This window comes from Paenisporosarcina sp. OV554 (assembly GCF_003058165.1).
In the GTDB taxonomy this organism is placed as follows: Bacteria; Bacillota; Bacilli; order Bacillales_A; family Planococcaceae; genus Paenisporosarcina.
In genome coordinates, this window is sequence record NZ_QBUC01000004.1 from 1 (window position 1) to 25,350 (window position 25,350).

Annotated in this window: 25 protein-coding genes, 1 tRNA gene and 1 riboswitch; of the genes, 2 read left to right on the forward strand and 24 right to left on the reverse strand. The window is 38.3% G+C overall.

The genetic code is table 11. The features are described from left to right. Positions 1-11: 11 nt before the first annotated feature. Positions 12-92, forward strand: coding sequence for an ATP-binding protein (locus C8K15_RS20680; protein ID WP_255421032.1), 81 nt, complete (start codon positions 12-14; stop codon positions 90-92). A gap of 948 nt (positions 93-1,040) precedes the next feature. On the opposite strand, the gene C8K15_RS04735 is transcribed toward C8K15_RS20680, so the two are convergent. From C8K15_RS04735 to C8K15_RS04790, 12 genes are all read right to left on the reverse strand, one after another. Beyond that, complete coding sequence (locus tag C8K15_RS04735) at positions 1,041-2,006, reverse strand: tyrosine-type recombinase/integrase (protein ID WP_108585288.1); 966 nt, start codon at positions 2,004-2,006, stop codon at positions 1,041-1,043. 118 nt (positions 2,007-2,124) lie between these two features. Next, positions 2,125-2,198: transfer RNA gene (locus C8K15_RS04740), tRNA-Arg, on the reverse strand. A 72-nt stretch (positions 2,199-2,270) separates the two neighbouring features. Then, positions 2,271-2,780 carry a metallophosphoesterase family protein gene (locus tag C8K15_RS04745; RefSeq protein WP_108585289.1) on the reverse strand — a complete coding sequence of 170 codons (510 nt, stop codon included), beginning with the start codon at positions 2,778-2,780 and terminating at the stop codon, positions 2,271-2,273. A gap of 12 nt (positions 2,781-2,792) precedes the next feature. Continuing rightward, on the reverse strand, positions 2,793-3,389 hold the full coding sequence (locus tag C8K15_RS04750) for an XTP/dITP diphosphatase (RefSeq protein WP_108585290.1): 597 nt from the start codon (positions 3,387-3,389) through the stop codon (positions 2,793-2,795). After that, the gene (gene rph / locus C8K15_RS04755) at positions 3,386-4,144 is read right to left on the reverse strand and encodes a ribonuclease PH (protein WP_108585291.1); all 759 of its coding nucleotides are present in this window, start codon (positions 4,142-4,144) and stop codon (positions 3,386-3,388) included. The genes C8K15_RS04750 and rph overlap by 4 nt, the downstream gene beginning before the upstream one ends. A gap of 102 nt (positions 4,145-4,246) precedes the next feature. Then, complete coding sequence (gene racE, locus C8K15_RS04760; RefSeq protein WP_108585292.1) at positions 4,247-5,044, reverse strand: glutamate racemase; 798 nt, start codon at positions 5,042-5,044, stop codon at positions 4,247-4,249. A 10-nt stretch (positions 5,045-5,054) separates the two neighbouring features. Then, positions 5,055-5,510, reverse strand: a complete 456-nt coding sequence (locus C8K15_RS04765; RefSeq protein ID WP_108585457.1) for a MarR family winged helix-turn-helix transcriptional regulator — start codon at positions 5,508-5,510, stop codon at positions 5,055-5,057. 76 nt (positions 5,511-5,586) lie between these two features. After that, the gene (locus tag C8K15_RS04770) at positions 5,587-5,811 is read right to left on the reverse strand and encodes a helix-turn-helix domain-containing protein (RefSeq protein ID WP_024534303.1); all 225 of its coding nucleotides are present in this window, start codon (positions 5,809-5,811) and stop codon (positions 5,587-5,589) included. A 62-nt stretch (positions 5,812-5,873) separates the two neighbouring features. After that, positions 5,874-6,320, reverse strand: a complete 447-nt coding sequence (locus C8K15_RS04775) for an acyl-CoA thioesterase (RefSeq protein ID WP_108585293.1) — start codon at positions 6,318-6,320, stop codon at positions 5,874-5,876. A gap of 538 nt (positions 6,321-6,858) precedes the next feature. Beyond that, on the reverse strand, positions 6,859-7,632 hold the full coding sequence (sdhB, locus tag C8K15_RS04780; protein WP_108585294.1) for a succinate dehydrogenase iron-sulfur subunit: 774 nt from the start codon (positions 7,630-7,632) through the stop codon (positions 6,859-6,861). Positions 7,633-7,637: 5 nt separating this feature from the next. Further along, positions 7,638-9,392, reverse strand: a complete 1,755-nt coding sequence (gene sdhA / locus C8K15_RS04785) for a succinate dehydrogenase flavoprotein subunit (protein ID WP_108585295.1) — start codon at positions 9,390-9,392, stop codon at positions 7,638-7,640. Between the two features lie 51 nt (positions 9,393-9,443). Then, positions 9,444-10,055, reverse strand: coding sequence for a succinate dehydrogenase cytochrome b558 subunit (locus tag C8K15_RS04790; protein WP_108585296.1), 612 nt, complete (start codon positions 10,053-10,055; stop codon positions 9,444-9,446). Between the two features lie 275 nt (positions 10,056-10,330). Between C8K15_RS04790 and C8K15_RS04795 the strand changes: the two genes are divergently transcribed. Continuing rightward, positions 10,331-10,744 (forward strand): YslB family protein, encoded by a 414-nt coding sequence (locus tag C8K15_RS04795; RefSeq protein ID WP_108585297.1) that lies wholly within the window; start codon positions 10,331-10,333, stop codon positions 10,742-10,744. 315 nt (positions 10,745-11,059) lie between these two features. Here C8K15_RS04795 and C8K15_RS04800 read toward each other — a convergent pair whose 3' ends face one another. The 12 genes from C8K15_RS04800 to polX form a co-directional block, all read right to left on the reverse strand. Then, on the reverse strand, positions 11,060-11,431 hold the full coding sequence (locus tag C8K15_RS04800; RefSeq protein ID WP_108585298.1) for a DnaJ family domain-containing protein: 372 nt from the start codon (positions 11,429-11,431) through the stop codon (positions 11,060-11,062). Between the two features lie 56 nt (positions 11,432-11,487). Next, a complete protein-coding gene (locus tag C8K15_RS04805; protein ID WP_108585299.1) occupies positions 11,488-12,711 on the reverse strand; it encodes an aspartate kinase in 1,224 nt (407 codons plus the stop codon). Between the two features lie 103 nt (positions 12,712-12,814). Next, a riboswitch (Lysine riboswitch) is annotated at positions 12,815-12,995 on the reverse strand. 75 nt (positions 12,996-13,070) lie between these two features. Then, positions 13,071-14,861, reverse strand: a complete 1,791-nt coding sequence (gene uvrC, locus C8K15_RS04810) for an excinuclease ABC subunit UvrC (protein ID WP_108585300.1) — start codon at positions 14,859-14,861, stop codon at positions 13,071-13,073. An 87-nt stretch (positions 14,862-14,948) separates the two neighbouring features. Next, positions 14,949-15,263 (reverse strand): thioredoxin, encoded by a 315-nt coding sequence (gene trxA / locus C8K15_RS04815; RefSeq protein WP_108585301.1) that lies wholly within the window; start codon positions 15,261-15,263, stop codon positions 14,949-14,951. 192 nt (positions 15,264-15,455) lie between these two features. Continuing rightward, on the reverse strand, positions 15,456-16,430 hold the full coding sequence (locus C8K15_RS04820; RefSeq protein ID WP_108585302.1) for an electron transfer flavoprotein subunit alpha/FixB family protein: 975 nt from the start codon (positions 16,428-16,430) through the stop codon (positions 15,456-15,458). Positions 16,431-16,467: 37 nt separating this feature from the next. Continuing rightward, complete coding sequence (locus C8K15_RS04825) at positions 16,468-17,241, reverse strand: electron transfer flavoprotein subunit beta/FixA family protein (RefSeq protein WP_108585303.1); 774 nt, start codon at positions 17,239-17,241, stop codon at positions 16,468-16,470. A gap of 25 nt (positions 17,242-17,266) precedes the next feature. Further along, the gene (locus C8K15_RS04830; protein ID WP_108585304.1) at positions 17,267-18,040 is read right to left on the reverse strand and encodes an enoyl-CoA hydratase; all 774 of its coding nucleotides are present in this window, start codon (positions 18,038-18,040) and stop codon (positions 17,267-17,269) included. 18 nt (positions 18,041-18,058) lie between these two features. Next, positions 18,059-18,640, reverse strand: coding sequence for a fatty acid metabolism transcriptional regulator FadR (locus C8K15_RS04835; protein WP_108585305.1), 582 nt, complete (start codon positions 18,638-18,640; stop codon positions 18,059-18,061). Positions 18,641-18,728: 88 nt separating this feature from the next. Next, positions 18,729-20,426: a long-chain-fatty-acid--CoA ligase gene (locus C8K15_RS04840; RefSeq protein WP_108585306.1), complete on the reverse strand. Its 1,698-nt coding sequence runs from the start codon at positions 20,424-20,426 to the stop codon at positions 18,729-18,731. A gap of 217 nt (positions 20,427-20,643) precedes the next feature. Continuing rightward, complete coding sequence (locus C8K15_RS04845) at positions 20,644-21,057, reverse strand: DUF350 domain-containing protein (RefSeq protein ID WP_108585307.1); 414 nt, start codon at positions 21,055-21,057, stop codon at positions 20,644-20,646. 97 nt (positions 21,058-21,154) lie between these two features. Beyond that, complete coding sequence (locus C8K15_RS04850; protein ID WP_108585308.1) at positions 21,155-23,518, reverse strand: endonuclease MutS2; 2,364 nt, start codon at positions 23,516-23,518, stop codon at positions 21,155-21,157. A 32-nt stretch (positions 23,519-23,550) separates the two neighbouring features. Next, complete coding sequence (gene polX, locus C8K15_RS04855) at positions 23,551-25,254, reverse strand: DNA polymerase/3'-5' exonuclease PolX (RefSeq protein ID WP_108585309.1); 1,704 nt, start codon at positions 25,252-25,254, stop codon at positions 23,551-23,553. Positions 25,255-25,350 lie beyond the last annotated feature (96 nt).

A 25,350-nucleotide genomic window follows, 5' to 3' on the forward strand; every position in this document is an offset into this window, starting at 1 on the left:
TGTTAGATCGAATAACACATAAGGCTAATATTATCGATATGAATGGCGAGAGCTATCGCCTCAAAGAGACCTTTGAATCTCAATCGATCTAAGTAAAGGGTGGTCAACTTTTACGTGAGCGACATGGTCAACTTTTGGGTTGACGTTTACAAATATGAATAAATGTATAAGTCGAACGTATTTTATTCAGCTATATTAATTACCTAATAAATGAAATTCCAGTTGATAGTATGGATAGAGTTGCTACAATTCATCTTTCAATTAATTAAATAACCAAAAAGGGAATCTACTAATAATTATTGTAGTTCCCTTTTTATTTATTTCTTCATATTTGCTTGCATTATTTCGGTACTTTTCTCAACATGAAGCCAGAATTGAGGACAACGGCTTGGTGCAAAAATGACTGCCTACATTTCAGATACAAAAAAGAATCTGAAACATAGACAGCCATTGCAATATGATTTGTTTACATGAATCCTTCATTTGAGGTATCCGTTATGTATGCCCTTGTTAAATGTGATTCTCTCAAATCAACACACCTACTACACTACTATTGCCCCCATGAGTTCATACAATTCGATTTAAAGCCTTTTGCGTTATATCGTTAATACATATCCATCTATAGTGGAACTCTGTAAAATCATACTCTGTGATGTGTTCTGCGTTGCCTTAACAACTCAATTCGTCCACTCCTAGCCTTTTATGGTCGCTAACACCATTCACACTCAAAGCGAAACAAGGAACGCTTATATAGAGTGCTAGACGTTTGTTTGCAAAGGGAACGTCATAACCGGTCAAGTTTAGTTTTAATTCGTGTTACTAGGTTTCCACGAACGAGTTTTTGCTAAAAAAGGCAATAGCAAACTAGACCTTTGACATTTCAGCTTTTTTTGAAGTAAAATGAAGGCTATCAAACTCATATTTAATTTGGTTTAAATTTTCTCAGGATTTAAACGGTATATATGTATGGGTACATTTTTCACAAAGTCACCTATTCAAGTAGGTGGCTTTTTCTTTTGTCACTTAATGCATTGCTAACACTAAAGATAATCTCTTAATTTATCCGCTATATCTGTTAATTCGGTATGTAGGTATTTAGTAGTCACAGATAAATCGTTATGTCCCAGTGCCTTTGAAACTAACAGCAAATCATTGGATTTTGCATATAAGTTTTTTGCAAATCCACGTCTCAACGCATGCGGATTTATATTATTGATTCCATACTTCAATGTGTATTTCCTAAGTTGCTTTTGAATCGAATTAGACGTAATGGAATTTGTTGTTGGCTTTCCTTTAATCGTAATAAATAAATTATTATTATCTTCTTTGTATTCACCTCTAATCAAACCGTTTTGTTTTATCATAATTTGTAATAGATAAGCCACTTGTTCATCTATCGGTAAAATTAAACCTTTATGATTTTTCATTACTTCTCCATCAAGTTGTAATCTTTGCTTAACAAAGTCAACGTGCTGTTCCTTCATACGTGCAATTGTTCCAATCCGTAATCCACTACGATACATCAATAAAATAGCTGTAGCATTTCTTAAATCAATGAACTTTGTATAGTCGAGAACAGATAATAGTAAATTCACATCATCATCTGTTGCCCCTACCTTTATTTCTGTATCTACTTTGATATTTACTGACCTCCAAAACCTATTAGCAAGCCATCCATTATCAAAACAACGTCCTAGAAATGCTTTAAAACACTTTAAACGAGTTAATTTAGTCATATTAGCAACGTTCATCTGTGCCAGCCACGAATATATAATGTCACTCGTTATATCTACCAAGTACTCAACTTTAGTATCTCTAGTAAAGTAGTGAACAATTGTACGGTAATCGTATAACGTTCTTTCACGACAACCACCGACTTCAAGTTGCTTTAAAACGACTGTCAATGCTTGTTCAATTTGTAAGTCATTACGTTTCTCTGGCTGTTTTCTTACTGCGAATAGCGGTTGTTCAATTTGGATATCAAATATCCCCTTCTTTTTGGACAAAGAAAAAAGCACCTCCACCTACAATTCTTTAGTACAGAAACTCGACTGACCGAGTACTGTAATATTGAATCATAAGCGAAAGTGCTTATTTCTCTAATTATAACGCCATAAAACTTTACGTCCCAGGAGGGATTCGAACCCCCGACCGACGCCTTAGAAGGGCGTTGCTCTATCCAGCTGAGCTACTGAGACTTGTGAAATTCAGTTCGTTTCAGAACTGAAGGACAATACTTATTATAGAAATGATACCACCTAATGTCAACATTATTTTTCAGTAAACGAAAACTTTTTTTGTTCGAGTTCTTTATGCTCATTTGAAAAGAACGTTACAACCCACTTTGCAGATAACTTTTCAATGATTGCATAGCTTTTTTCTTTGCGTCCTCTTGGCAATTCCAAGCTGCCTGGATTGACGAAAAGAATACCATCTATTAGTTCTGCCCCTAATAAATGAGAATGCCCGAAGAGAACCATATCGGCTCCGACTTCTTGGGCTCGGTAACTAAGTGGCATCATGGTGGATTTCACTTGCCATAAGTGACCGTGTGTCATTAAAACTTTTACTCCGTTAACTTCGGTGAAAACTTCAGCAGGAAAAGATGAATCCCAGTCACAATTGCCACCTACGACGAAAGCATCTTGTAGCGATTCATGTTGTTTGTCGAGTTCACTGTCTCCGCAATGAAAGACAGCATCTACAGTACTTACTGCATGCCTGACTTGATCAATTGAAACCGTTTCTCCATGTGTGTCACTCATCACTACAATACGCATCCACTCGCCACCTTATCTCAACAAGTTTGGTAATTCTTCTTCGATTTTCTTAATCGCGTTTCCACGATGAGAAATAGCCGCTTTTTCTTTAGGTTGTAACTCCGCCATCATTTTCCCTAGAGCTGGTACATAGAAAATCGGATCGTAGCCAAAGCCATTTATTCCTTTTCGATCATGTGCAATGACGCCTTCGCACGTACCAAAGGCAGTTTTAGTTTCCATGTTTGGTCCAGCTAAAGCAATGGCACAACAGAAACGAGCTGTACGTTTATTGTCATCTACATGTGCAAGTTCGGTCAACACTTTTTCTATATTGGCCTCATCACTTTTATCCAATCCTGCATACCTTGCAGAATAGACCCCTGGCGCGCCGTCTAAAGCGTCGATTTCAAGACCGCTATCATCTGCAATGACAAATGTTTGTAAGTGTTCTGCAAGCGCCTCCGCTTTTAAAATCGCGTTTTCTGCAAACGTCGTCCCTGTTTCTTCAACGTCCATATCTTGCGCCACATCATGAAGTGTCAAAACTTCAAAACCGTATGGATTGAAAATGGCTTCAAAGTCTTTTGCTTTGCCTTTATTCTTAGTTGCGATAATTACTTGTTTCATGATAATACACCTGAATTTCCACCGATTCTCTCAGCAATTTCGCCGAGCACTTCTTTTTGAATCGACACTAGTTGTTGAATTCCTTCATCACCTAGATCAAGGAGTTCGTTTAATTGTTTTCTTGTAAACGTAGCTTCTTCACCAGTACCTTGTAATTCAACAAATTGGCCAGAACCTGTTTGAATAATATTCATATCCACGTTAGCAGAAGAATCTTCTACGTAGTTTAAATCCAAGATAGCACCTAGATGCTCATCAATACCTACGCTCGTAGCAGCTAAGAAATCAGTGACAGGGAAAATCGGCAGTTGTTTTTCATCTTGCAATTTTGCAATAGCCATAGTCATAGCAACAAACGCTCCTGTAATAGAAGCTGTGCGTGTACCCCCATCTGCTTGGATGACATCACAATCAATCCACAATGTGCGTTCGCCCAAAGCTTCTAAATTTACTACCGCTCGCAATGCTCGTCCAATAAGGCGTTGAATTTCCATCGTACGCCCACCGATTTTGCCTTTTGATGCTTCACGTTGTGTTCGAGAACCAGTTGCTCGAGGTAACATAGAATACTCTGCTGTAATCCATCCTTTACCTTGCCCGCGTAAGAAATGTGGTACACGTTCTTCGATTGTTGCCGTACAAATTACTTTTGTTTGCCCGACTGTTATCAACACAGAACCTTCTGGGTGTACCAAGTAATCCTTCTCAATTGTTACTGGTCTTAGTTCTTTTATATTTCGTCCATCATGTCTCATATATATTAACTGCCTCCTCGTATACGTTCGCGCACTTATCGTATCACATTTTCTGTAAACGAATCAAAACCCGAAGATTCCTTTTTCAAGGAATTCCGGGTTTTATTTAAACGATATTTGTTCAATCATTGGATTCGATATTTCAAGCCATTTGCTAATTGTGCTTTTAAACATGGGAATAGAACCAGTTGTGAAGAAAATGTGAGAGTTCGTATTCTCATCTTTCCTTTGCAAATTAAAATAGTTTAGAATCTCTTCAACATCATCAGCCGTTTCTTCAGCAGACGATAAAACCGTAACATCCGGACCAACCGCTTGTTCTATATGATTTTGTAATAACGGGTAATGCGTACACCCTAAAATTAACGTATCAAAAGATTCTTTAAGCAATGGTTCGAGTGTTTTGTTTACTAAATCTTTTGCAAAGTCACCTTCATATTCGCCACTTTCAACAAGCGGAACAAATGAAGGACACGCTAGCGGTACGATATGACACGACGATGATAATGATTTCAAAGCTTGCTCGTAAGCTCCACTTTGAATCGTACCTGACGTGCCCAATATGCATACTTCTGACCGTTTTGTTGCTTTTATAGCTGCTCTCGCTCCCGGAAAAATAACGCCTACAACTGGGAACGGGCATTTTTTTTGTAATGATTCGAGTGCGACTGCTGTAGCAGTATTACATGCCACAACGAGCATTTTTATAGAATGAGCCTTTAATTCTTCTGCCATCTGCCAAGTAAATTTCCGCACTTCACTTGCTGAACGCGGGCCATATGGACATCTCGCTGTATCTCCAATGTAGAGAAATTGCTCATTGGGCAACCGTCGCATGAGTTCTTTGACAACTGTTAAGCCGCCAACACCCGAATCGATCACTCCGATAGGTGCATTCACGAGACTCGCCTCAATCCTCTTTCATTTCTACATGAAGTTTTTGTAATAACATCGATAATTGTTGTACTTCTGGCGCATCAAAATCAGACAAAATGTCTTGCAAATAATTTTGACGTTTTTGAATCACTTCTTCAATGACACGTTCGCCTTCTTTTAATAGATGAATGCGAACTACACGTCGATCTTGTTCATCACGAACACGCATAACAAGTTGATTTTTTTCCATACGATCTACTAAATCAGTTGTCGTACTGAATGCTAAATACATTTTGGTTGAAAGATCACCAATCGTCATATCACCATGTTCAAACAGCCATTGTAGTGCGATAAATTGAGGTGGTGTTACTGTATAATTGCTTAAAATTTTGCGTCCTTTTTGCTTGATGATACCTGCTATATATCTTAGTTCTTTTTCTAAAAAAGCTACTTGTTCTCGATCATGTTCTTTAGAAATTTGCTCCGTCATTTGCAACTTCCACTCCCTGAATACATTTACTTGTATATTCATTGTGACGTCTTTAGTGGAAATTGGCAAGACCTACTCAGTCGAGTGCTAGTTCGCCCAGTCGTAAAAGTTCTAAGATTGCTTGTGATCTACCTGATACGCCTAACTTTTGGATGGTATTCGAGATGTGATTTCTCACCGTTTTTTCACTGATCTTTAGTTGAATAGAAATATCTTTCGTTGAATAATCACGCACTAACAATTGAAAAATCTCTCGTTCTCGTCCTGTTAATAATGAACGATGATGTGCTCTTTCTGACAAAATACGCCCCTCCTATCCACTCTTCCTTGTAACGTATGTAAAAAGAGTAGTGGCGGTGACGGCTATTTGGGTAGGAATAATGATTTTTCTTCTTCTTTCCAGGGGGAACCTTTTCCAGTGGCTTTATAAATTTGCACAACAGAACCTCTACCTGTGAAAACTGTGTCTCCTTTTTCGTTAGTCGCATGGTAATGAATGTCGACCGACGAATTGCCAATAGATGCAGCCTTTACATGAATTTGAAGCTTTTCATCAAAGAAAACTTGCTTCACATAATCACATTGGAGATCTGCAACAACTGGGATAGTATGCCCTTTCGGATCAAGCCAATCGTTCATTAAACCGATGTGTTTAAAATACTCAATTCTCGCAAATTCAAAATAAGAAAAATTATATGTATTGTTCAAATGACCATACATATCCGTGTCACTAAAACGAACTTGAACAGGAACTGAAAAATGGAATCCGCTTGCCCATTGTTGTGGATCTTGAATATAATCTGCACGCATAATTGTGAGCCCCTTTGATTAAAATAATAAAATGAATGAAGATTCATTGTTATTGTAACAAAGTTTCTTTAGAAGTGAAAAGGATTTAGTGGAACGGAGTTAGAGTGCATGAAGTTGTAGTAGAAACATAACATTTGGATTTATTTCAAAAGAATACTAGAGGTTTTAAGTCAAATCCAGATCTTCTGTTGCGCTTTTATGTGGTATTGTCGCAACTTTTTAGATTATTGTCGCAACTTCTTGAGTTATCGTCGCAACTTTTCTTGTTTTCGTCGCAACTATCCAATTTTCTCCTAATTTCACATTTTTCTCGAAACAAAAAACAGCCTCCCGCAAGTGCGAGAGGCTGCCTAATTTCTCGTCGTAACTTTTTGTGTTATTGTCGCAACTTTTTAGATTATCGTCGCAAATTCTTGAGCTATCGTCTCAACTTTTCTTGTTATCGTCGCAACTATCCAATTTTCTCCTAATTCCACATTTTTCTCGAAACAAAAACAGCCTCCCGCAAGTGCGAGAGACTGCCTAATTAGAACTCTTCTTAGTCAACCATGTGGTCGCTTCCGAAGAAGTTTTTGAACATTTGAACAGATGTATCACGGTTTAGTGCTGCGATTGATGTTGTCAAAGGAATACCTTTTGGACATGCAACTACACAGTTTTGTGAGTTACCACAGTTAGCTAGTCCACCATCACCCATGATGGCATTTAGACGCTCGTCTCTATTCATGGCACCAGTTGGATGGGCATTCATAAGACGTACTTGTGATAACGGTGCTGGACCCATGAAATCTGAACCTGTGTTTACGTTTGGACAAGCTTCCAAACAAACACCACAAGTCATACATTTAGATAGTTCATATGCCCATTGACGTTTACGTTCAGGCATACGTGGTCCATCGCCTAGATCATAAGATCCATCAATTGGAACCCAAGCTTTAACTTTTTTCAATGAATCAAACATACGAGTACGATCAACGATTAAGTCGCGTACAACTGGGAATGTTTTCATTGGTTCTAAGCGAATAGGTTGCTCCAATTTGTCAACTAGAGCTGTACATGATTGACGTGGACGGCCATTGATGACCATCGAACATGCGCCACATACTTCTTCCAAACAGTTCATATCCCAGTTTACAGGTGTTGTGTGTTTACCATCTGTATTTACTGGATTACGACGAATTTCCATTAATCCAGAAATAACGTTCATATTTGGACGATATTCTAACTCGAATTTTTCCCAATAGGGTGTAGAATCCGTTGTATCTTGACGAAGGATCTCAAAAACGACGGTGTTAGTTGCTGTTGCGTTCATGATTATTAATCCCCTTTCGATGAATAGTCACGTTTACGTGGTGGAATTAATGAAACATCTATTTCTTCATAATGAATGACTGGCGCTCCAGTAGCTGGATCAAAATTCGCCATAGTTGTTTTCATAAATTGCTCATCATCTCGTTCTGGGAAATCCGGCTTGTAGTGAGCACCACGACTTTCATTACGTAACAATGCACCTTGAGTAATAACGCGAGCTAAGTATAGCATATTTTTCAATTGACGCGCGAAAGTAGCACCTTGATTGGACCACTTTTGAGTGTCATTAATGTTGATATTATTAAATCGCTCAAGAAGTTCTTGAATTTTTTCATCAGTTTTTTGTAAACGGTCGTTATAACGAACAACTGTTACGTTATCCGTCATCCATTCGCCAAGCTCTTTATGCAAGACGTATGCGTTCTCTGTACCGTCAAGAGACATGATTTCATCCCATTTTTGTTGCTCTGAAGCTGTATGTGCATCAAAAATTGTTGATGGCATATCTTCAGCGTGAGTTTTTAACCCACTCATATATTTAACTGCGTTCGGACCTGCGACCATTCCACCATAAATAGCAGAAAGTAATGAGTTTGCTCCAAGTCGGTTTGCTCCATGTTGAGAGTAATCACACTCACCTGCAGCAAATAAACCAGGAATAGTTGTCATTTGATCGTAGTCAACCCATAGTCCACCCATTGAGTAATGGACTGCTGGGAAGATTTTCATCGGAAGTTTACGAGGATCTTCACCAGTGAATTTCTCATAAATTTCAATGATTCCGCCAAGTTTAATATCCAACTCTTTCGGGTCTTTGTGAGAAAGATCCAAGAATACCATGTTTTCGCCGTTAACACCAAGCTTTTGGTTAACACACACATCAAAGATTTCGCGTGTTGCGATATCACGAGGTACCAAGTTCCCGTAACCAGGATATTTTTCTTCTAGGAAGTACCAAGGTTTACCGTCTTTATATGTCCAAATACGTCCACCTTCACCACGAGCTGATTCTGACATTAAACGAAGCTTGTCATCTCCAGGAATCGCTGTAGGGTGAATTTGAATGAATTCACCATTTGCGTATGATGCACCTTGTTGATAAACGATGGAAGCCGCAGAACCTGTATTGATTATAGAGTTCGTTGATTTTCCGAAAATAATACCAGGACCACCTGTTGCCATGATGACAGCGTCACCACGGAAAGGACGGATTTCCATAGTTTTCAAGTCTTGAGCCATGATTCCGCGACATACGCCGTCGTCATCTAATATCGCACCTAGGAATTCCCAGTTTTCGTATTTCGTTACAAGACCGTCAACTTCGTAGCGACGTACTTGTTCATCAAGTGCATAAAGCAATTGTTGACCAGTTGTAGCGCCCGCGAAAGCTGTACGATGGAACATTGTTCCCCCGAAACGACGGAAATCTAATAACCCTTCAGGTGTACGGTTGAACATAACACCCATGCGATCGAATAAGCGAATGATACCAGGTGCTGCTTCTGCCAATGCTTTTACTGGTGGTTGGTTTGCAAGGAAATCCCCACCGTATACTGTATCATCAAAGTGATTGTCAGTTGAATCGCCTTCACCTTTTGTATTTAATGCTCCGTTAATTCCGCCCTGTGCACACACTGAGTGTGAGCGTTTAACAGGAACTAATGAGAATAATTCTACTGTTGTTCCTTCTTCTGCTGCTTTCATTGTTGCCATTAAACCAGCTAGACCACCGCCGACAACAATCAATTTACTTTTTGCCATGATTCTTCTCACTCCTCTTTTTAATAGTAATCAAGCAATTTCAGAAACTTATTACACGAATGCAAGAAGTGCACGAACGCCGATTACTGTCAATGCTAAGAAGATACCCATCGTCACGTAAGTTGAAATTCGTTGTGACCTAGGTGATTGAGTGATACCCCAGCTTACCAAGAATGACCAAATACCGTTAGCTAAATGGAATGTTGCAGATACAACACCAACCACGTAGAATACAAACATTAATGGATTTGCTAAAATATCAGCCATCATGTCAAAGTTAACTTCATCAGCACCAATTGCTTTTTGGAATCTTGTCTCAAATATATGCCATGCAATAAACACGACAAGAATAACTCCTGTTACACGTTGTAAAAGAAACATCCAGTTACGGAACGTGCCATAACGCTGTGTGTTACTTTTTGCTGTAAAAGATATGTACACACCATAGAATGCATGGAACATTAAAGGAATGTAGATGACAAACCATTCCAAAAATAATACGAATGGTAAACTTTCCATAAAGTGCGAAGCTTTGTTAAATGCCTCAGGTCCCTGCGTAGCAAAATGGTTAATAACCAAATGCTGTGCCACGAACAAACCTATTGGAATAATTCCAAGTAGAGAATGCAACCGGCGTAAATAAAATTCATTATCTTTCGACAAGACTGTTACCCCCCTCATTACTTCAAAATAGACAGACAAATTTAGACCCTCGTATGAAACGAAAGCAACATTGACTGCATATCTCATCATGGTACAATATTATGACATGTTTATTGTACTCCCATCATAAGGGAGCGTCAAGACAAGGTAGCCTACTACATATGACATTAAAATGCAGGATAATTCTCGATTTCTCATCTTTTTCCTACCTTGTACATGAATAATTCTTAGATTAATAAAGTTAAACGTGAATTTAGTTAGAAAGCGGGATTTATATGACATTGACAGATACAAAAACAGTACCAGCTTTTGGATATGAATTAATTAGAGATCATGTACTTTCGACAATTTTAGGCAAGCATGAAGATGATATTTTATATTGGTCAGGAAAAGAATTAGCACGCAAGTTTCAGATGTTTTCAATGGAGGAAGTATCTTCCTTTTTTGAAGAAGCCGGCTGGGGTGTGTTAACTCTTGATAGTCTTTCAAAGGATGAAGCATTTTATACACTAACTGGCGAACCAGATGCACTTCAAATCGACAAGCGTTGTTTTCGCCTAGAAGCTGGCTTTTTGGCGCAACAGCAACAAAAGTTAGGTGGCTACTTGACAGAATGCTTCGAGGAAAAATTTATAAAGAAAAACATCATCCACTTTCATATAAAATCGGATTTAAAAGAAAAGATTTAGTAGAACCAGCCAGCATGCACCTTTTGGGTGCATGCTGGTTTTTTTGAGGGGGAATTGATGGATTCCTACGTCGATGCGATTTTTTCCTACGTGAACCCTCATTTTTCCTACGTCAATGCTCAAATCTCCTACGTCAACTCACTTTTTTCCTACGTCACGCCTCTTTTTTCAGACTTCAACGCCATTTTTTCAGACGTCACACTTCATTTTTCAGACGTCAACGCCAAAAAGTGCGACTGAGCAACCGCTCAGTTGCGCTTTTTGGTCGAAATACAAAAAAAGCTGGCGTCACTTCAGAAGTGACTACCAGCTTTTTTAATCCCATTTAAATCTATCGCTCATTTCAGATTGATATTGCTTAAAAGCACTACTATTTGTTTGAATCCCTTTTTTCGATAACATTCGGTTCATTTGTGTCAGTTTTTGATTGTATTGTTGTTCCAATTCGGTTTTTTCCTTACCTAAGGCTTTTTTCATTTGATGTTGCAAATCGCTCATTTCTTCTTTTATGAATTGAGCTTCTGCGTCATGTCCTGAATTTTTCAAGATGCGCATGACCATTCGAATATCTTCCGGGTAATGAGCAAATTCATCTGGTGGTAAAGGTTTTCCCGCTCCAGGCAAATTGTCAAACTGTCCCTCACGCTGTGCTTTTTTGATTAAATCCTCCACTAGATGCCAGTTCATTTCTCACACTACCTCTCATGATTATGAATATATTCCCATTATATCATGAAACTTCCTTACACTCGAACTGCAGTTAATTCATATTCATCATGCAATGCATTGGCCGCTTTTAGCATTTCACTTTCAGGGACAACAACCGAAACTTTAATTTCTGATGTACTTACCATTTTCACAGGAATTCCTTCAATGCGCAGACGATCGAACATTTGAGCAGCTACACCAGGATTAGATACCATGCCTGATCCAACGATTGAAACTTTGGCTAAACCTACTTCGTAATTCATAGATTGGTAACCAAGATCAGCTTTATTACTTTCCAAAACTTGTACCGCTTCAGCAAAATCTTCTTTTTTAATAGAAAATGACACACTTGGTTGTATGCCTTCCATGATACTTTGTACAATAATGTCAACGTTCACATGATGTTTAGCTAGTGTGGTGAAAATTTTTGCGAGAGAGCCGTTAAATGGCACTTTATATGCTACCGTCATACGAACAATCTCCGGTTCAAATGCAACACCGCGCACAATTAGGTTTTTCTCCAATGTGGGTTCCTCCAATAATATCGTCCCTGTTTCTTCGGTTAAGCTAGATCGAACACTAAGTGGCATGGAATAATTCTTGGCAAATTCGACTGCACGTGGATGTAATACACCCGCACCTAAATTGGCAAGCTCTAGCATTTCATCATATGCTAGTTCCTGTAATTTTCGAGCACCTTCCACGTAACGTGGATCTGATGTATAAATACCATCGACATCCGTGTAAATATCACATTGGTCCGCCTGAATGGCTGCGGCTATTGCAACAGCCGTTGTATCAGAACCTCCACGTCCGAGCGTTGTAATTTCACCGAATGCGTCCATGCCTTGAAACCCAGCAACCACTACCACCTGTCCAGAGGTCAAAGCTTGTTCAATGCGAATGGTATCAATGTGCTCGATTCGAGCATTACGATGAACCGATTCTGTTCCAATTCCTGCTTGCCAGCCAGTGAATGACACCGCATCTTGCCCCATATGTTGAAGTGCCATCGTAAGTAAGGAAATCGTCACTTGTTCTCCAGTTGATAGCAACATATCCATTTCACGTTTTGAAGGCTCTGCTGATAAATCTTGTGCTAAACGCATTAATTCATCAGTCGTTTTGCCCATTGCTGAGACGACCACAACAATTTCATGCCCTTTTGCAGTTTCACCTATGATGCGCTTTGCGACGTTTCGAATGCGTTCTGTGTTGCCAACTGATGTTCCTCCAAATTTCATGACCAAACGACTCAATGTAAACTCTCCCTTATTTCCAAAGAAGCTAAAAAAGACAGCCTATCCACGAGTGATCGTGAAAAGCTGTCTCCATGCATGACCGTTCTTAAAGAAACGTCCATGTGAAGATAGCCCTCCAGAATCCAATTAGATTCTGACAATCCTGCATTTATTCAATGCAAAACCAGTGCGACATTAGACAGTTAATATCGTACTTCGGCGAATTTCCCTTTCAAAAGCAGTCAACGGATCTGTTCATCCTCATGCAAGTTACTGATGATTTTCGCACCTCTATCACCACTTTTTCAATGATTGTTCAAACATACTTTGAACTTTCATTAGTGATTCAATTTCAGTGAGTCAACAATATCATAAGATTACTCTTTTGACAATGACTCATTTTTAAAGTATTCAGACATGGATTCAGCAATTTGCAAAGGCAACCCTGATCCTTTTAATTCATCAACTGATGCTTCTTTAATACGTTTTACAGAGCCAAAATGTTTAAGTAACATTTTTTTGCGTTTAGGACCTATTCCTTCAAATCCATCTAAAGCCGAAGCTATGGTTTGCTTGCCTCGTTGTTGTCGATGGAAAGTAATCGCAAATCGATGCACTTCATCTTGAATACGTTGCAGTAAATAAAAACCTTCGCTCGTTCGTTTTAAGGGGATGATTTGAGGTGGTTCTCCATATAACAAAGAAGATGTTTGGTGTTTCGCATCTTTCGCAAGGCCGGCAATCGGAATGGATAAACCTAGTTCATCTTCAATAATTTCTCGAGCGCTTTCCATTTGCCCTTTCCCTCCATCAATGACAATTAAATCTGGAAGAGGTAGATGGTCATTTAACACACGTGTATATCGACGTCGAATAACTTCTCGCATCGCCCCGTAGTCATCATGTCGTGCTGCAGTTTTTGTTTTGTATTTACGATAATCTTTTCTGTTCGGTTTGCCATCAATAAATGAAACCATTGCTGAAACTGCATCGGCTCCATAAATATGAGAGTTGTCAAATGCTTCAATTCGAAGCGGCGGTGCAATGTTCATGGCTATACCTAATTCTTCTACAGCGCCAATTGTTCGTTGTTCTTGGCGGTCAATAAGCTGGAATTTCTCGCGTATGGCAATTTCGGCATTTTTAGTCGCTAATTCAATCATTTGCTTTTTCTTTCCACGACTTGGAGAAGCCACTTTGATTTCAAGCAATTGCTTAGCTAATTCTAAATCAACTGAAAGCGGCAACAATACTTCCTTAGGTTTTATATGATGAGGTTGATCATAAAACTGACCTAAAAATGTTAAAAATTCATCATCAGGATCTTGGATTAACGGGAATACCGATACATCTCGTTCTATTAGTTTACCCTGTCGCACAAAGAAAACTTGAACACACATCCAACCTTTATCAATGGCAAAGCCAAAAATATCACGATCCGTAAAGTCGTTCGTCGTCATTTTTTGTTTTTCCATGACTGTTTCTATATGTGTGATTTGATCACGGTATTCTTTTGCTCTTTCAAATTCCAAATTCTCGGCCGCTGATGACATTTTTTCTGTTAGTTCTTGTTTGACTTGCTGATAACCACCATTTAAAAAACGTGTAATTTCATCAATAATCTCCCGATATGCATCTTGCTCAATAGGCTTTACACAAGGTGCTAAACACTGGCCTAAATGATAGTACAAACAAACCCGGTCTGGTAATGTCGGGCATTTTCGCAGTGGGTATAAACGATCAAGTAGTTTTTTGGTTTCACTAGCGGCATACGCATTAGGGTAAGGCCCAAAGTATTTTCCTTTGTCCTTTTTAACTTGTCGTGTCGTAATCAATTTCGGATGTTTTTCACCAGTTATTTTAATATATGGATACGTTTTATCATCTTTTAACATGATGTTATATTTCGGATCATGTTTTTTGATTAAATTTAACTCTAAAATGAGCGCTTCAATGTCTGATGATGTCACGATATATTCGAAGTCTACGATTTCATTGACGAGACGTTGTGTTTTCCCGTCATGACTACCCGTGAAATACGAGCGCACACGGTTTTTCAATACTTTTGCTTTACCAACATAAATAATCGTATCCTGTCTGTCTTTCATTAAATAAACACCAGGATGGTCTGGTAAAATTGCGCATTTCTGTTGTATTAATTCATTCATACTTGTCATCACCTGTTGAAAAAAACCGGGTGCCCATGGGTACCCGGTTTTTAATATTATTTTACTATTACTTATAATACTGTTTAATTAAGAGTGTTTGTTTACAAGTTCTACTAATGCTTCTTTCGGGTTAAATCCAACTACTTTATCAACTGGTTGCCCGTCTTTGAATAGTACTAATGTTGGAATCGACATAATGCCAAAGTTGCTAGCAGTTTCTTGGTTAACATCAACGTCTACTTTTACGATTTTTACTGTTTCGCTCATTTCAGCATCTAATTCTTCTAAAACTGGAGCGATCATTTTACATGGTCCACACCAAGGTGCCCAGAAATCAACTAATACTAAACCATCTGAAATTTCACTTGAAAAACTTTGATCCGTTCCGTGTACAATTGCCATAATAAATTTCCTCCTTCAAATACAAACTCTAAACGTAGTATAGCATCTTGAATTTAACGCTACTACTTTTTTGCTCATCATCAAAACATCTAATAGTACTAGTTTCATTTTCTTTATATTGATTTCCCAAATAAAGAAAATAAATCTTAAAAAACTCCGCAAGTTTTTCACTTCACGGAGTTTTATGTAAAATTAATTAGCTTTTAGTTTTTTGAATTCTTCCGTCAACATTGGAATGACTTCGAATAAGTCTCCAACGATTCCGTAATCAGCCACTTTGAAAATACTTGCTTCAGGATCTTTGTTGATCGCTACGATAATTTTCGAGTTCGACATACCCGCTAAATGTTGGATAGCACCAGAAATACCTGCTGCAATGTACAAGTCAGGTGTTACAACTTTACCTGTTTGTCCAATTTGAAGTGAATAATCACAGTAGTCAGCGTCACATGCACCACGAGATGCTCCAACTGCGCCGCCTAATACTCTGGCTAATTCTTTTAATGGTTCAAAACCATCTTCACTCTTCACGCCACGACCACCAGCAACAATGACTTTCGCTTCTGATAAATCGACGCCTTCAGTTGATTTACGAACAACTTCTTTAATAATGGTACGAAGGTTCGTAATTTCAACAGAGACAGCTGAAACGTCACCAGAACGGCTAGAATCGTGTGCTAATGGATCGATGTTGTTTGGACGAATTGTTACAAAATCAATACCTTCTTTGATTTTCACTTTTTCAAACGCTTTACCTGAGAAGATAGGACGAACGAAAACAACATCTGCCCCTTCACCTTCGATAGCAGTTACATCAGAAATAAGACCTGATTTTAATTTACTTGCTACTTTAGGTGATAAATCTTTCCCAAGAGCTGTGTGTCCGAAAACAAATGCGTCTGGTTGCTCACTTTGAACTACTGCCATAATTGCTTGGCTGAAGCCGTCAGAAGTATATGTTTTTAAATGTGGATGTTCAACAGTTACCACACGGTCTGCTCCATAATGAATCATTTCAGTTGCAAGAGATTGTACAGAGTCTCCTAAAAGAACAGCTACAATTTCTCCACCGCTTGAAATTTTCTTCGCTGCAGCGATTGCTTCAAAAGATACATTACGTAAAGCGCCTTCACGTGCTTCACCTAATACGATTACTTTTTTTGTCATGATGTGTTTCCCTCCAATTACAAATCTATAGATAAAATTAAATCACTTTTGCTTCTGTACGAAGTAATTGTACTAATTCTTGTACTTGGTTTGATAGATCGCCTTGTAACACTCGACCCGCTTCTTTTTTCGGAGGCATGTAAATTTCGATCGTCTCCGTTTTAGCTTCAACATCATCTTCATCGATATCTAAATCATCTAATTCAACTTCTTCTAACGGTTTCTTTTTCGCTTTCATAATCCCCGGTAATGAAGGATAACGTGGTTCATTCAAACCTTGTTGTGCAGTAACTAAAAGTGGTAATGAAGTTTCAATGACTTCAGAATCGCCTTCTACATCACGAACAATATGAACTTGAGTTCCGTTAATTTCTAATTTAGTAATAGTAGTTACATAGTTGATGTCTAGTAAGTCAGCAACACGTGGTCCAACTTGTCCAGATCCACCATCGATTGCAACGTTCCCAGCTAAAATCAAGTCTGCGTTTTTATCTTTAAGATAATCAGCTAAAATTTGAGCAGCTGTAAATTGATCCACTTCATCTAAATCATCTTCAGTATTAATAAGAACAGCTTTGTCAGCGCCCATTGCAAGTGCGGTACGAAGTTGCTTTTCAGCTTCTTCTCCACCCATTGTCAATACAGTCACTTCACCGCCGTGAGCTTCACGAACTCGGATTGCTTCTTCGATTGCATATTCATCGTAAGGATTAATGATGAATTCTGCGCCGTCTTCTTGGATCTTGCCACCTGAAACGACAATTTTTTCTTCTGTATCAAATGTACGTTTTACCAACACATAAATATTCATGTTGCAAACCTCCCAATACTAGTGATTATTTTCCTTTAAACAATGGTTCGCGTTTTTCAATAAAAGCAGAAATCCCTTCTTGCGCGTCTTCAGAAATGAAAACGGTTCCAAAAGATTGTGCTTCTGCTTTCACACCTTCATTATACGCATAAGTCTTCGCGTATTGTAGCATTTCAATCGCAGCTTTCATTGCAACTGGGCTCTTTTTAGCTATTTTAGTAGCAAGTTCCATTGTTTTCGCAAGTAATTCTTCTTCTGCATATGCACGGTTTGCTAGTCCCCATTTAACGGCTTCTAATCCGCTAATTGGTTCGCTAGTTAACAGCATTTCTGCTGCTTTAGGCATACCCACTAAACGAGGTAGACGCTGAGTTCCAGCAAAACCAGGAATCAAGCCAAGCTGTAATTCAGGCAATCCTAGTTTAGCATTTTCAGATACGATACGCATGTGACAACTCATGGCAAGTTCAAGACCACCGCCAAGAGCAGCACCATGAATCGAAGCGATGAAAGGTTTAGAGAATCGTTCTAGACGTTCAAAAATTTCTTGGCCGCTAGCAGCTAAAGCTGAAAATTCTTCTCCAGTTTTAATTTGAGTAAATTCTTTAATGTCTGCACCCGCTGAGAAGAAACGACCCTCACCGTGCAATACGATAACACGAACACTATCATCATTCTCAACAGCATCCATTAATTCATTAACTTCGACAATAAGAGCGCGTGATAATGCATTTGCTGGTGGTCGATTAATCGTTACTTTCGCAACGTGATCTTCTACAGTCCAACTTAAAAATTCCATAGACGTCCATCCTTTCACTTATGCTTTCATACCACCGAGTAATAATTTATGAACTTTAGGAGCTAATTTCATTAAATCATACTTCTGTTCATTCATTACCCAAGTAGTGATCGTCTCATCAATTGTACCAAAGACCATGTGTCTCGCAAGACGAATATCCAATTCTTCACTAAATTCACCATTTTCAATACCTTCAATCAAGATATCATCTAGTAACATAAGATACTCTTTTAACACTTCATTAATTTTTAAACGAATTTCTTTATTAGATTGGCGTAATTCTAACTGAGTAACGATAGCTAAATGGTGATCTGTCGCTAGCACACGAAAATGATTTTCCACCATTTTCAATAGTTTGTCTGACGAATTTGTACCATCCTTAATAATGGTTTGTAAATTATCAACGAATAGCCCCATTTTTTCTTGGAAGACAGATATTAAAATATCTTCTTTGTTTTTAAAATACAAATAAATGGTTCCGTCAGCGACGCCTGCCTGTTTTGCGATTTTGGAAACTTGTGCTTGGTGATACCCATTTTCCGCAATCACGACTACGGCTGCATCGATTATTTGTTTAAACTTCGGTTTGTCTCGTTTCAAAGATATCACCACCCAAAAAATGAAATTGTGAATGAATGTTCATTCACAATTTCATCTTAGACTGAAGAACTACTGTTGTCAAGAGATGTTACGACGTAGCACTGGCTTCTTTATTTTTTTCCTTTTCTTCTTCTACTAATGAACGACGCAGGATTTTCCCTACCGCTGTTTTTGGTAACTCTTTTCTAAATTCATAGATTCGTGGAACTTTAAAGGATGCTAAGTGTTCCCTGCAGAATGTGTTTAACTCTTCTTCAGTAATTTGTTCATTTTCTTTTAAAACAATATAAGCTTTTACGGTTTCTCCACGATAAGCATCTGGAACACCTACAGCTACACATTCTTGAATAGACGGATGTTCATACAATACTTCTTCGATTTCACGAGGATAAATATTGTATCCTCCCGCTATAATCATATCTTTCTTACGATCAACTACATAGAAATAACCTTTATCATCCATATACCCTAAGTCACCAGTCAATAACCAACCATCTCGCATTGTATGTGCAGTGTCTTCCGGACGATTCCAATAACCTTTCATAATTTGCGGACCACGAACACAAATCTCGCCAATTTCACCTACTGGCATTGGCTCTGTAGAATCTACTTGGAAAATAGCTGCATCAGTATCTGGCCATGGAACTCCAACTGATCCTTTAATTCGGTCATTCGCCCAAACAAAGTTAGCATGCGTAACAGGTGAAGACTCAGTTAATCCATAGCCTTCTACTAATTTACCACCTGTAACTTGTTCAAACTTTTCCTGAACTTCAACTGGTAATGGAGCGGAACCGCTTAAACAAGCTACAATTGATGATAAATCATACTTCGCAATATCTGGGTGATTCAATAATCCAATATAAATGGTTGGAGCACCTGGGAACAAAGTTGGTTTTTGTTTATCAATCGTTTTCAAAGCTGTTTCAACATCAAACTTAGGTAATAATACCATGCGGTTTCCAAGCATGACAGATAAAATTAACACGGTCGTCATACCGTAAACATGGAAGAATGGTAAAATCCCTAAAATTGTCCCCTCACCTTTTTTACTCTTATATAGCCAAGAATCACACATCGTTGCATTTGAAATTAAATTTTTATGTGACAACATGACACCTTTAGGGAATCCAGTGGTCCCCCCCGTATATTGTAAAATCGCCACATCTTCTTCGAAATCAAAAGGCACCTCAATTTTTTCAACTTTCCCTACCTTCATAACTTCTGGGAATAAGTGATTCATTCCACGATGTTCGACTTTAACCGTAAATCCATATTGTTTCTTTTGAACAAATGGATAAATTTTGTTTTTCGGGAACGGTAAGTAATCTTTAATGCCTGTAATAATAATGTTTTCTAACTCTGTTTCTTTTATTACCTTTGTTATTCGAGGGTACAAGATATCGAGTGATAAAATAGCTTTTGCACCAGAGTCTTTCATTTGGTAAGCAATTTCACGTTCCGTATACAGCGGGTTGGTTTGAACCACAATTGCCCCTGCATACAAAATCCCATAATAGCCTATTGCATTTTGAGGGCAGTTCGGCAACATAATCGCAACACGATCACCTTTTTGGATTCCTAGATTTTGTAAATAGCTAGCAAACTTTAGAGAAGATTCATAGAGTTCTCGATATGTGACATCCTTCCCAAGAAAATGAATGGCCACTTTTTCCGGATAATTTTGAAAAGCGCGTGTCAAATATTCCTGAACTGGAATTGCTTCATATGACAGTGTATGCGGAATTTCTGGTGGATATTGCGCCAACCATGGTTTTGTAGTCATTTTATGTTTCCCCCTTTTTATAATCGTTTGAATATTCCTATTCTTTATTATAGGGAATCATGTATCCGCTTTCAATTTTTATTAAAAAAAGCATGGGACATTTTACACACCCCATGCGACTTTAGTCATTTTCCATATAAAAAGATGATGCCTACAATGAAAAAACCGATACAAACCACAAGTAATACTTTTGCTAATTTTTCCACTACTACCACTCCTATGAAATACTTGCACCGATAACAAATGACAATCCAACAGAAATGGATAGAGAAATGAATCCGACAGAGCGATTATCATTTTCAATCTCACGATCAATATTGAATTTTGGTGTTAAAAATTCAAATAAGAAATACGCAACGATGAGTAAAGCGAAACCGTATAAACCCCACCCTATCATTTCAGAGAGTGAATTATGATTTTCGATGGAATAGCGAAAAATATTCGCTACACCGAAAATTTTACCACCAGTAGCCATTGCTACTGCAACATTTCCTTTTTGAATCTCTTGCCAGTTATTATACTTCGTAACGATTTCAAACAATATCATTGTTAAAATCAAACATAATACGACGACACTAAAATACCCAGCTGTTTCTACTAAGGGATGCTGCCAAAAATTCAGACTTAACATATGTTTACTCCTTCAAGCGTTTCTAGTTTTTACGGATGAAACGCGATTTGGTTTCAAATACCTGAAAGCCAAATATATTACGCTGGAACTGAGCCGATTATTTTAATTCAACGATGGTAACACCGTGTCCGCCTTCTCCTGCTTCACCAAATCGATAATTTTTTACACGCGAATGATTTTTCAAGAATTGTTGAATACCTTGTCTCAGTGCACCTGTTCCTTTGCCGTGAATAATCGATACTTGATGATAACTAGATAAAACGGCATCATCAATGTATTTCTCAGCTCTGAGAATGGCATCTTCAAATCGTTCTCCACGCAAATCCAGTTCTAATTTTACGTAAGTATCTCGACCTTTAACATGGGACATAGCAACTGTTTCTTTTTGTTTCTCTGGTTTGAGATACTCTAAGTCATTTTCCGCTACTTTCATTTTCAAAATCCCGATTTGAACGCTCCATTCGTTGTTTGAAACTTTATCAAGTAAGATTCCTTTTTGACCATAACTCAAGACTTTCACTTCATCACCCTTAGTTAGGGTCATTTGGCGTGCTTTGATTTGTTGTTGCTTCTTCAATACGGTATTTTCCGGTGTTGCTTTTTCTAAGCGTTTACGAACATCGATTAATTCGTGGTCTTTAATTACGTGTTGAGCATTTTTTTGCATCGCTCGAAGTTCTGCAATTATGCCTTCTGCTTCTCTTTTTGCTTCGTCCACAATTTTACGAGCTTTATCTTTAGCCTTTTGTTCGACCTTTTCTTTTTGATCTTCAAAGTGTTGTAATTGAGCAGACAAATCCGCTTTAATCTTCTCTGATTCAAGTCGTAATATACTCGATTGTTCCGCATCTTTTTCAGATTGTTTGCGACTGACTTCAAGCGAAGCAATCATTGATTCCACTTCGTGACGGTCTGTGCCTGTAAATGATTGAGCATGGGTAATAATATGTTTTGGCAATCCAAGTCGTTTTGAAATTTCAAAAGCATTACTACGTCCAGGGACACCAATTAATAATTTGTAGGTTGGACTTAATGTTTCAACATCGAACTCCACACTAGCATTCGCTACACCAGGTCGGTTATAGCCGTAAGCTTTTAATTCTGGATAGTGAGTCGTTGCCATGACAAGCGCACCTCGACCATGAACTTCATCCAACAATGAAATGGCAAGCGCTGCTCCTTCTTGGGGGTCTGTACCTGCTCCAAGTTCATCAAATAGCACAAGGCTGCGTTCATCGAACTTTGATAAAATATCAACAATATTGACCATATGAGACGAGAATGTACTTAAGCTTTGTTCAATAGATTGCTCATCTCCGATATCCGCGAAAATCTGATCAAATACCGCCACTTCAGAACCATCTAATACGGGAATAGGAATACCAGCTTGCGCCATTAATGTGCATAATCCAACCGTTTTAAGCGTAACTGTTTTACCGCCTGTATTTGGTCCTGTAATGACGATTGCTGTAATATCATCACCAAATTCAATGGTATTCGCAACTGCCTCTTCAATATTCAATAATGGATGGCGGGCTTTCACTAAACGTATGATACTTTTATCGTTGACTGTTGGTTTCGTACATTTATGTTCTTGACCATATTTTGCTTTGGCTAAAATAACATCTATTTCACCTAATATTTGAACGAGACCAAATAAATCATGTGCTACAGCTTGTACTTCCAGTGATAAGGCCAATAATATACGCTCGATCTCTTCTTGTTCTTTCATTTTGAGTCGTCGAATTTCATTGTTCGCTTGCACGACTGCGTCGGGTTCGATAAATAACGTTTGTCCAGAAGAGGACTGATCATGTACGATTCCGCCATAGTTTCCACGGTACTCTTGTTTTACTGGAATAACGAATCGATCATTTCGTATCGTAATAATGGAATCGGATAACATTTTCGATGCATTTTTCCCACGTGTATAGCTTTCTAATTTTTCACGTACACGGCTTTCTTGAGACCGTAATTGCTGACGAATCGTTCGTAGTTGGGTACTTGCACTATCTAAAACTGCACCATTATCATCAATACACGCAATGATTTCATGTTCAAGAGCCGTTAAGATGGGGAGTGCTTGTTTTCGTTCAATAAAGTAAGGGATTTTTATATCTTCCGATACTTCTACTGCTTCGAGAAATTGACGTAATATGCGACTAGCACGAATGGTACTCGCTATTTCCATTAGTTCAGTCGGACTTAACATCCCGCCTATTTGTGCGCGTTTTGCATGTCCTCGCACATCAAATATGCCGCCCATTGGCACATTGCCACGTACGCGTAAGAGATCTAGACCTTCATCCATTTCATCTAACAACCGCTTAACTTCCTCTAATACGATGGAAGGTTCAAGTAAATCTAATTGGGCTCGACCAAGTGAGGATGTACAAAAATTCGCAACTTGTTCTCTCACTTTATCAAATTCGAGTGTTTTCAATGCTCGTTTCGTTATCATTCAAAACACCTCCTTAATTTCTTTAGTGAATTTTAATCGTTTAAATACTTCTTCAATTTATCGTAAGACCATGTATTTACAATCAAGTCTTTTTTTAACCATGCTTTTTGTGCATATTTCACGCCGATATCCATAAATCTTAACTGGTCTATAGCATGCGCATCTGTATTGATAGCAATCGGTACTTGTAAGTTTTGAGCTTCAATTAAATATTCAGTAGCTAAATCTAGTCGATGCGGGTTGGCATTTAATTCTAAAATTTTGCCATATTCAGCAGCCCATTTGATTAATTGTGAAACGTCTGGATTATAGCCGTTACGTTTTCCAATTATACGTCCGGTTGGATGGGCAATCATATCGACATGTTTGTTTTTCATAGCCGTAAATAATCGTTCCATAATTTTTTCTTGTGGTTGGCTAAAACTTGAATGAATCGATGCAATAACAAAATCAAGTTCAGCAAGAAGGTCATCATCAAAATCTAGTGAGCCATCCGGTAATATATCCATTTCGGTACCCGCCAAAATGTGAATCGATGGATACTCCTTTTGAATTTTGCGAATTTCATTAATTTGTTCGCGTAAACGTTCTGCAGATAAACCATTTGCTACGCGCAAATAATGTGAGTGATCTGTAATGGCCATATGAGTGTACCCTTTTGCCAAACATGCTTCAACCATTTCACGCAAGGTATGAGCACCGTCTGAATGGGTGGTATGCATATGTAAATCGGCTTTTATAGATTCCCTATTGATAAGATCTTTTAATTCATCTTGACGGTTAAATTCTTTGGAATCTTCACGCACAGCGGGTGGAAAATAAGGAAGTCCAAAATGCGCGAAGAAATCATGTTCCGTCTCAAATGTTTGATTTGAGCCATCTTCTTGCTCCACTCCATACTCACTGATTTTCTTTCCTTCAGCTTTAGCTATCTGACGGAGCTTGACGTTATGATCTTTTGATCCAGTGAAATGATGAAGAGCTGTTACGTAAGCTGCAGGTTCAACTAGTCGAAAATCGACATCAATCATTTCTTCAAGATCAATCGTAACTGAAACTTTTGTGTCGCCAGCTGCAATAATTTCAGTAACGGGCAACTCTTTTAATAGAGCTTCTCTTACTGTAACAATATCTGTGGTTGCGATGATGAAATCAAGGTCTTTACTTGTTTCCTTCACTCGGCGAAAACTACCTGCCACTGAAAACTTGTCAATATGTGTGATTTTATTTAAGATAGCTTCGATAAATAACACTGCCGTCTCTAAGCGCCAAATAGGTAATCTATCTGGTCTTGATTCAAACTGGTCCAATTCTTTCAAGATTTTCACTTGTGTTTTTTCACCAAAACCTGCTAGTGACTGAATTTCCCCATCAACACAAGCTTGTTTTAAAGACTCTACTGAATCGACTCCGAGTTCTTGATATAACTTCGCTATTTTCTTTCCACCAAGACCTGGAAGTTTTAATAGTGGTAACAGTCCACTTGGCACAGATGCTTCTAATGCCTGTAATTCTGAAGACTTTCCCGTTTCTTTCAATTCATCAATAACAGCAGCAGTACCTTTTCCAATGCCTTTTAATTTCGTAACATCGTCGATTTCAGAAAAGCTTCTTGCATCAAGTTCGAGTGCTTGTGCCGCTTTACGGAAAGCAGAAACTTTAAATGGGTTTTCTCCTTTTAATTCCATATATAAAGCAATTTTCTCTAAAGTTCGGATAACCACTTTTTTATTCATATCTATTCCTCCAGTCTTTAAAACCCTGTTCAAAAAGGAGCATTAAAAGAGCCGAGTAGGTCGAGGCGGCGTAGCCTTCGAGCACCGCAGCGTATG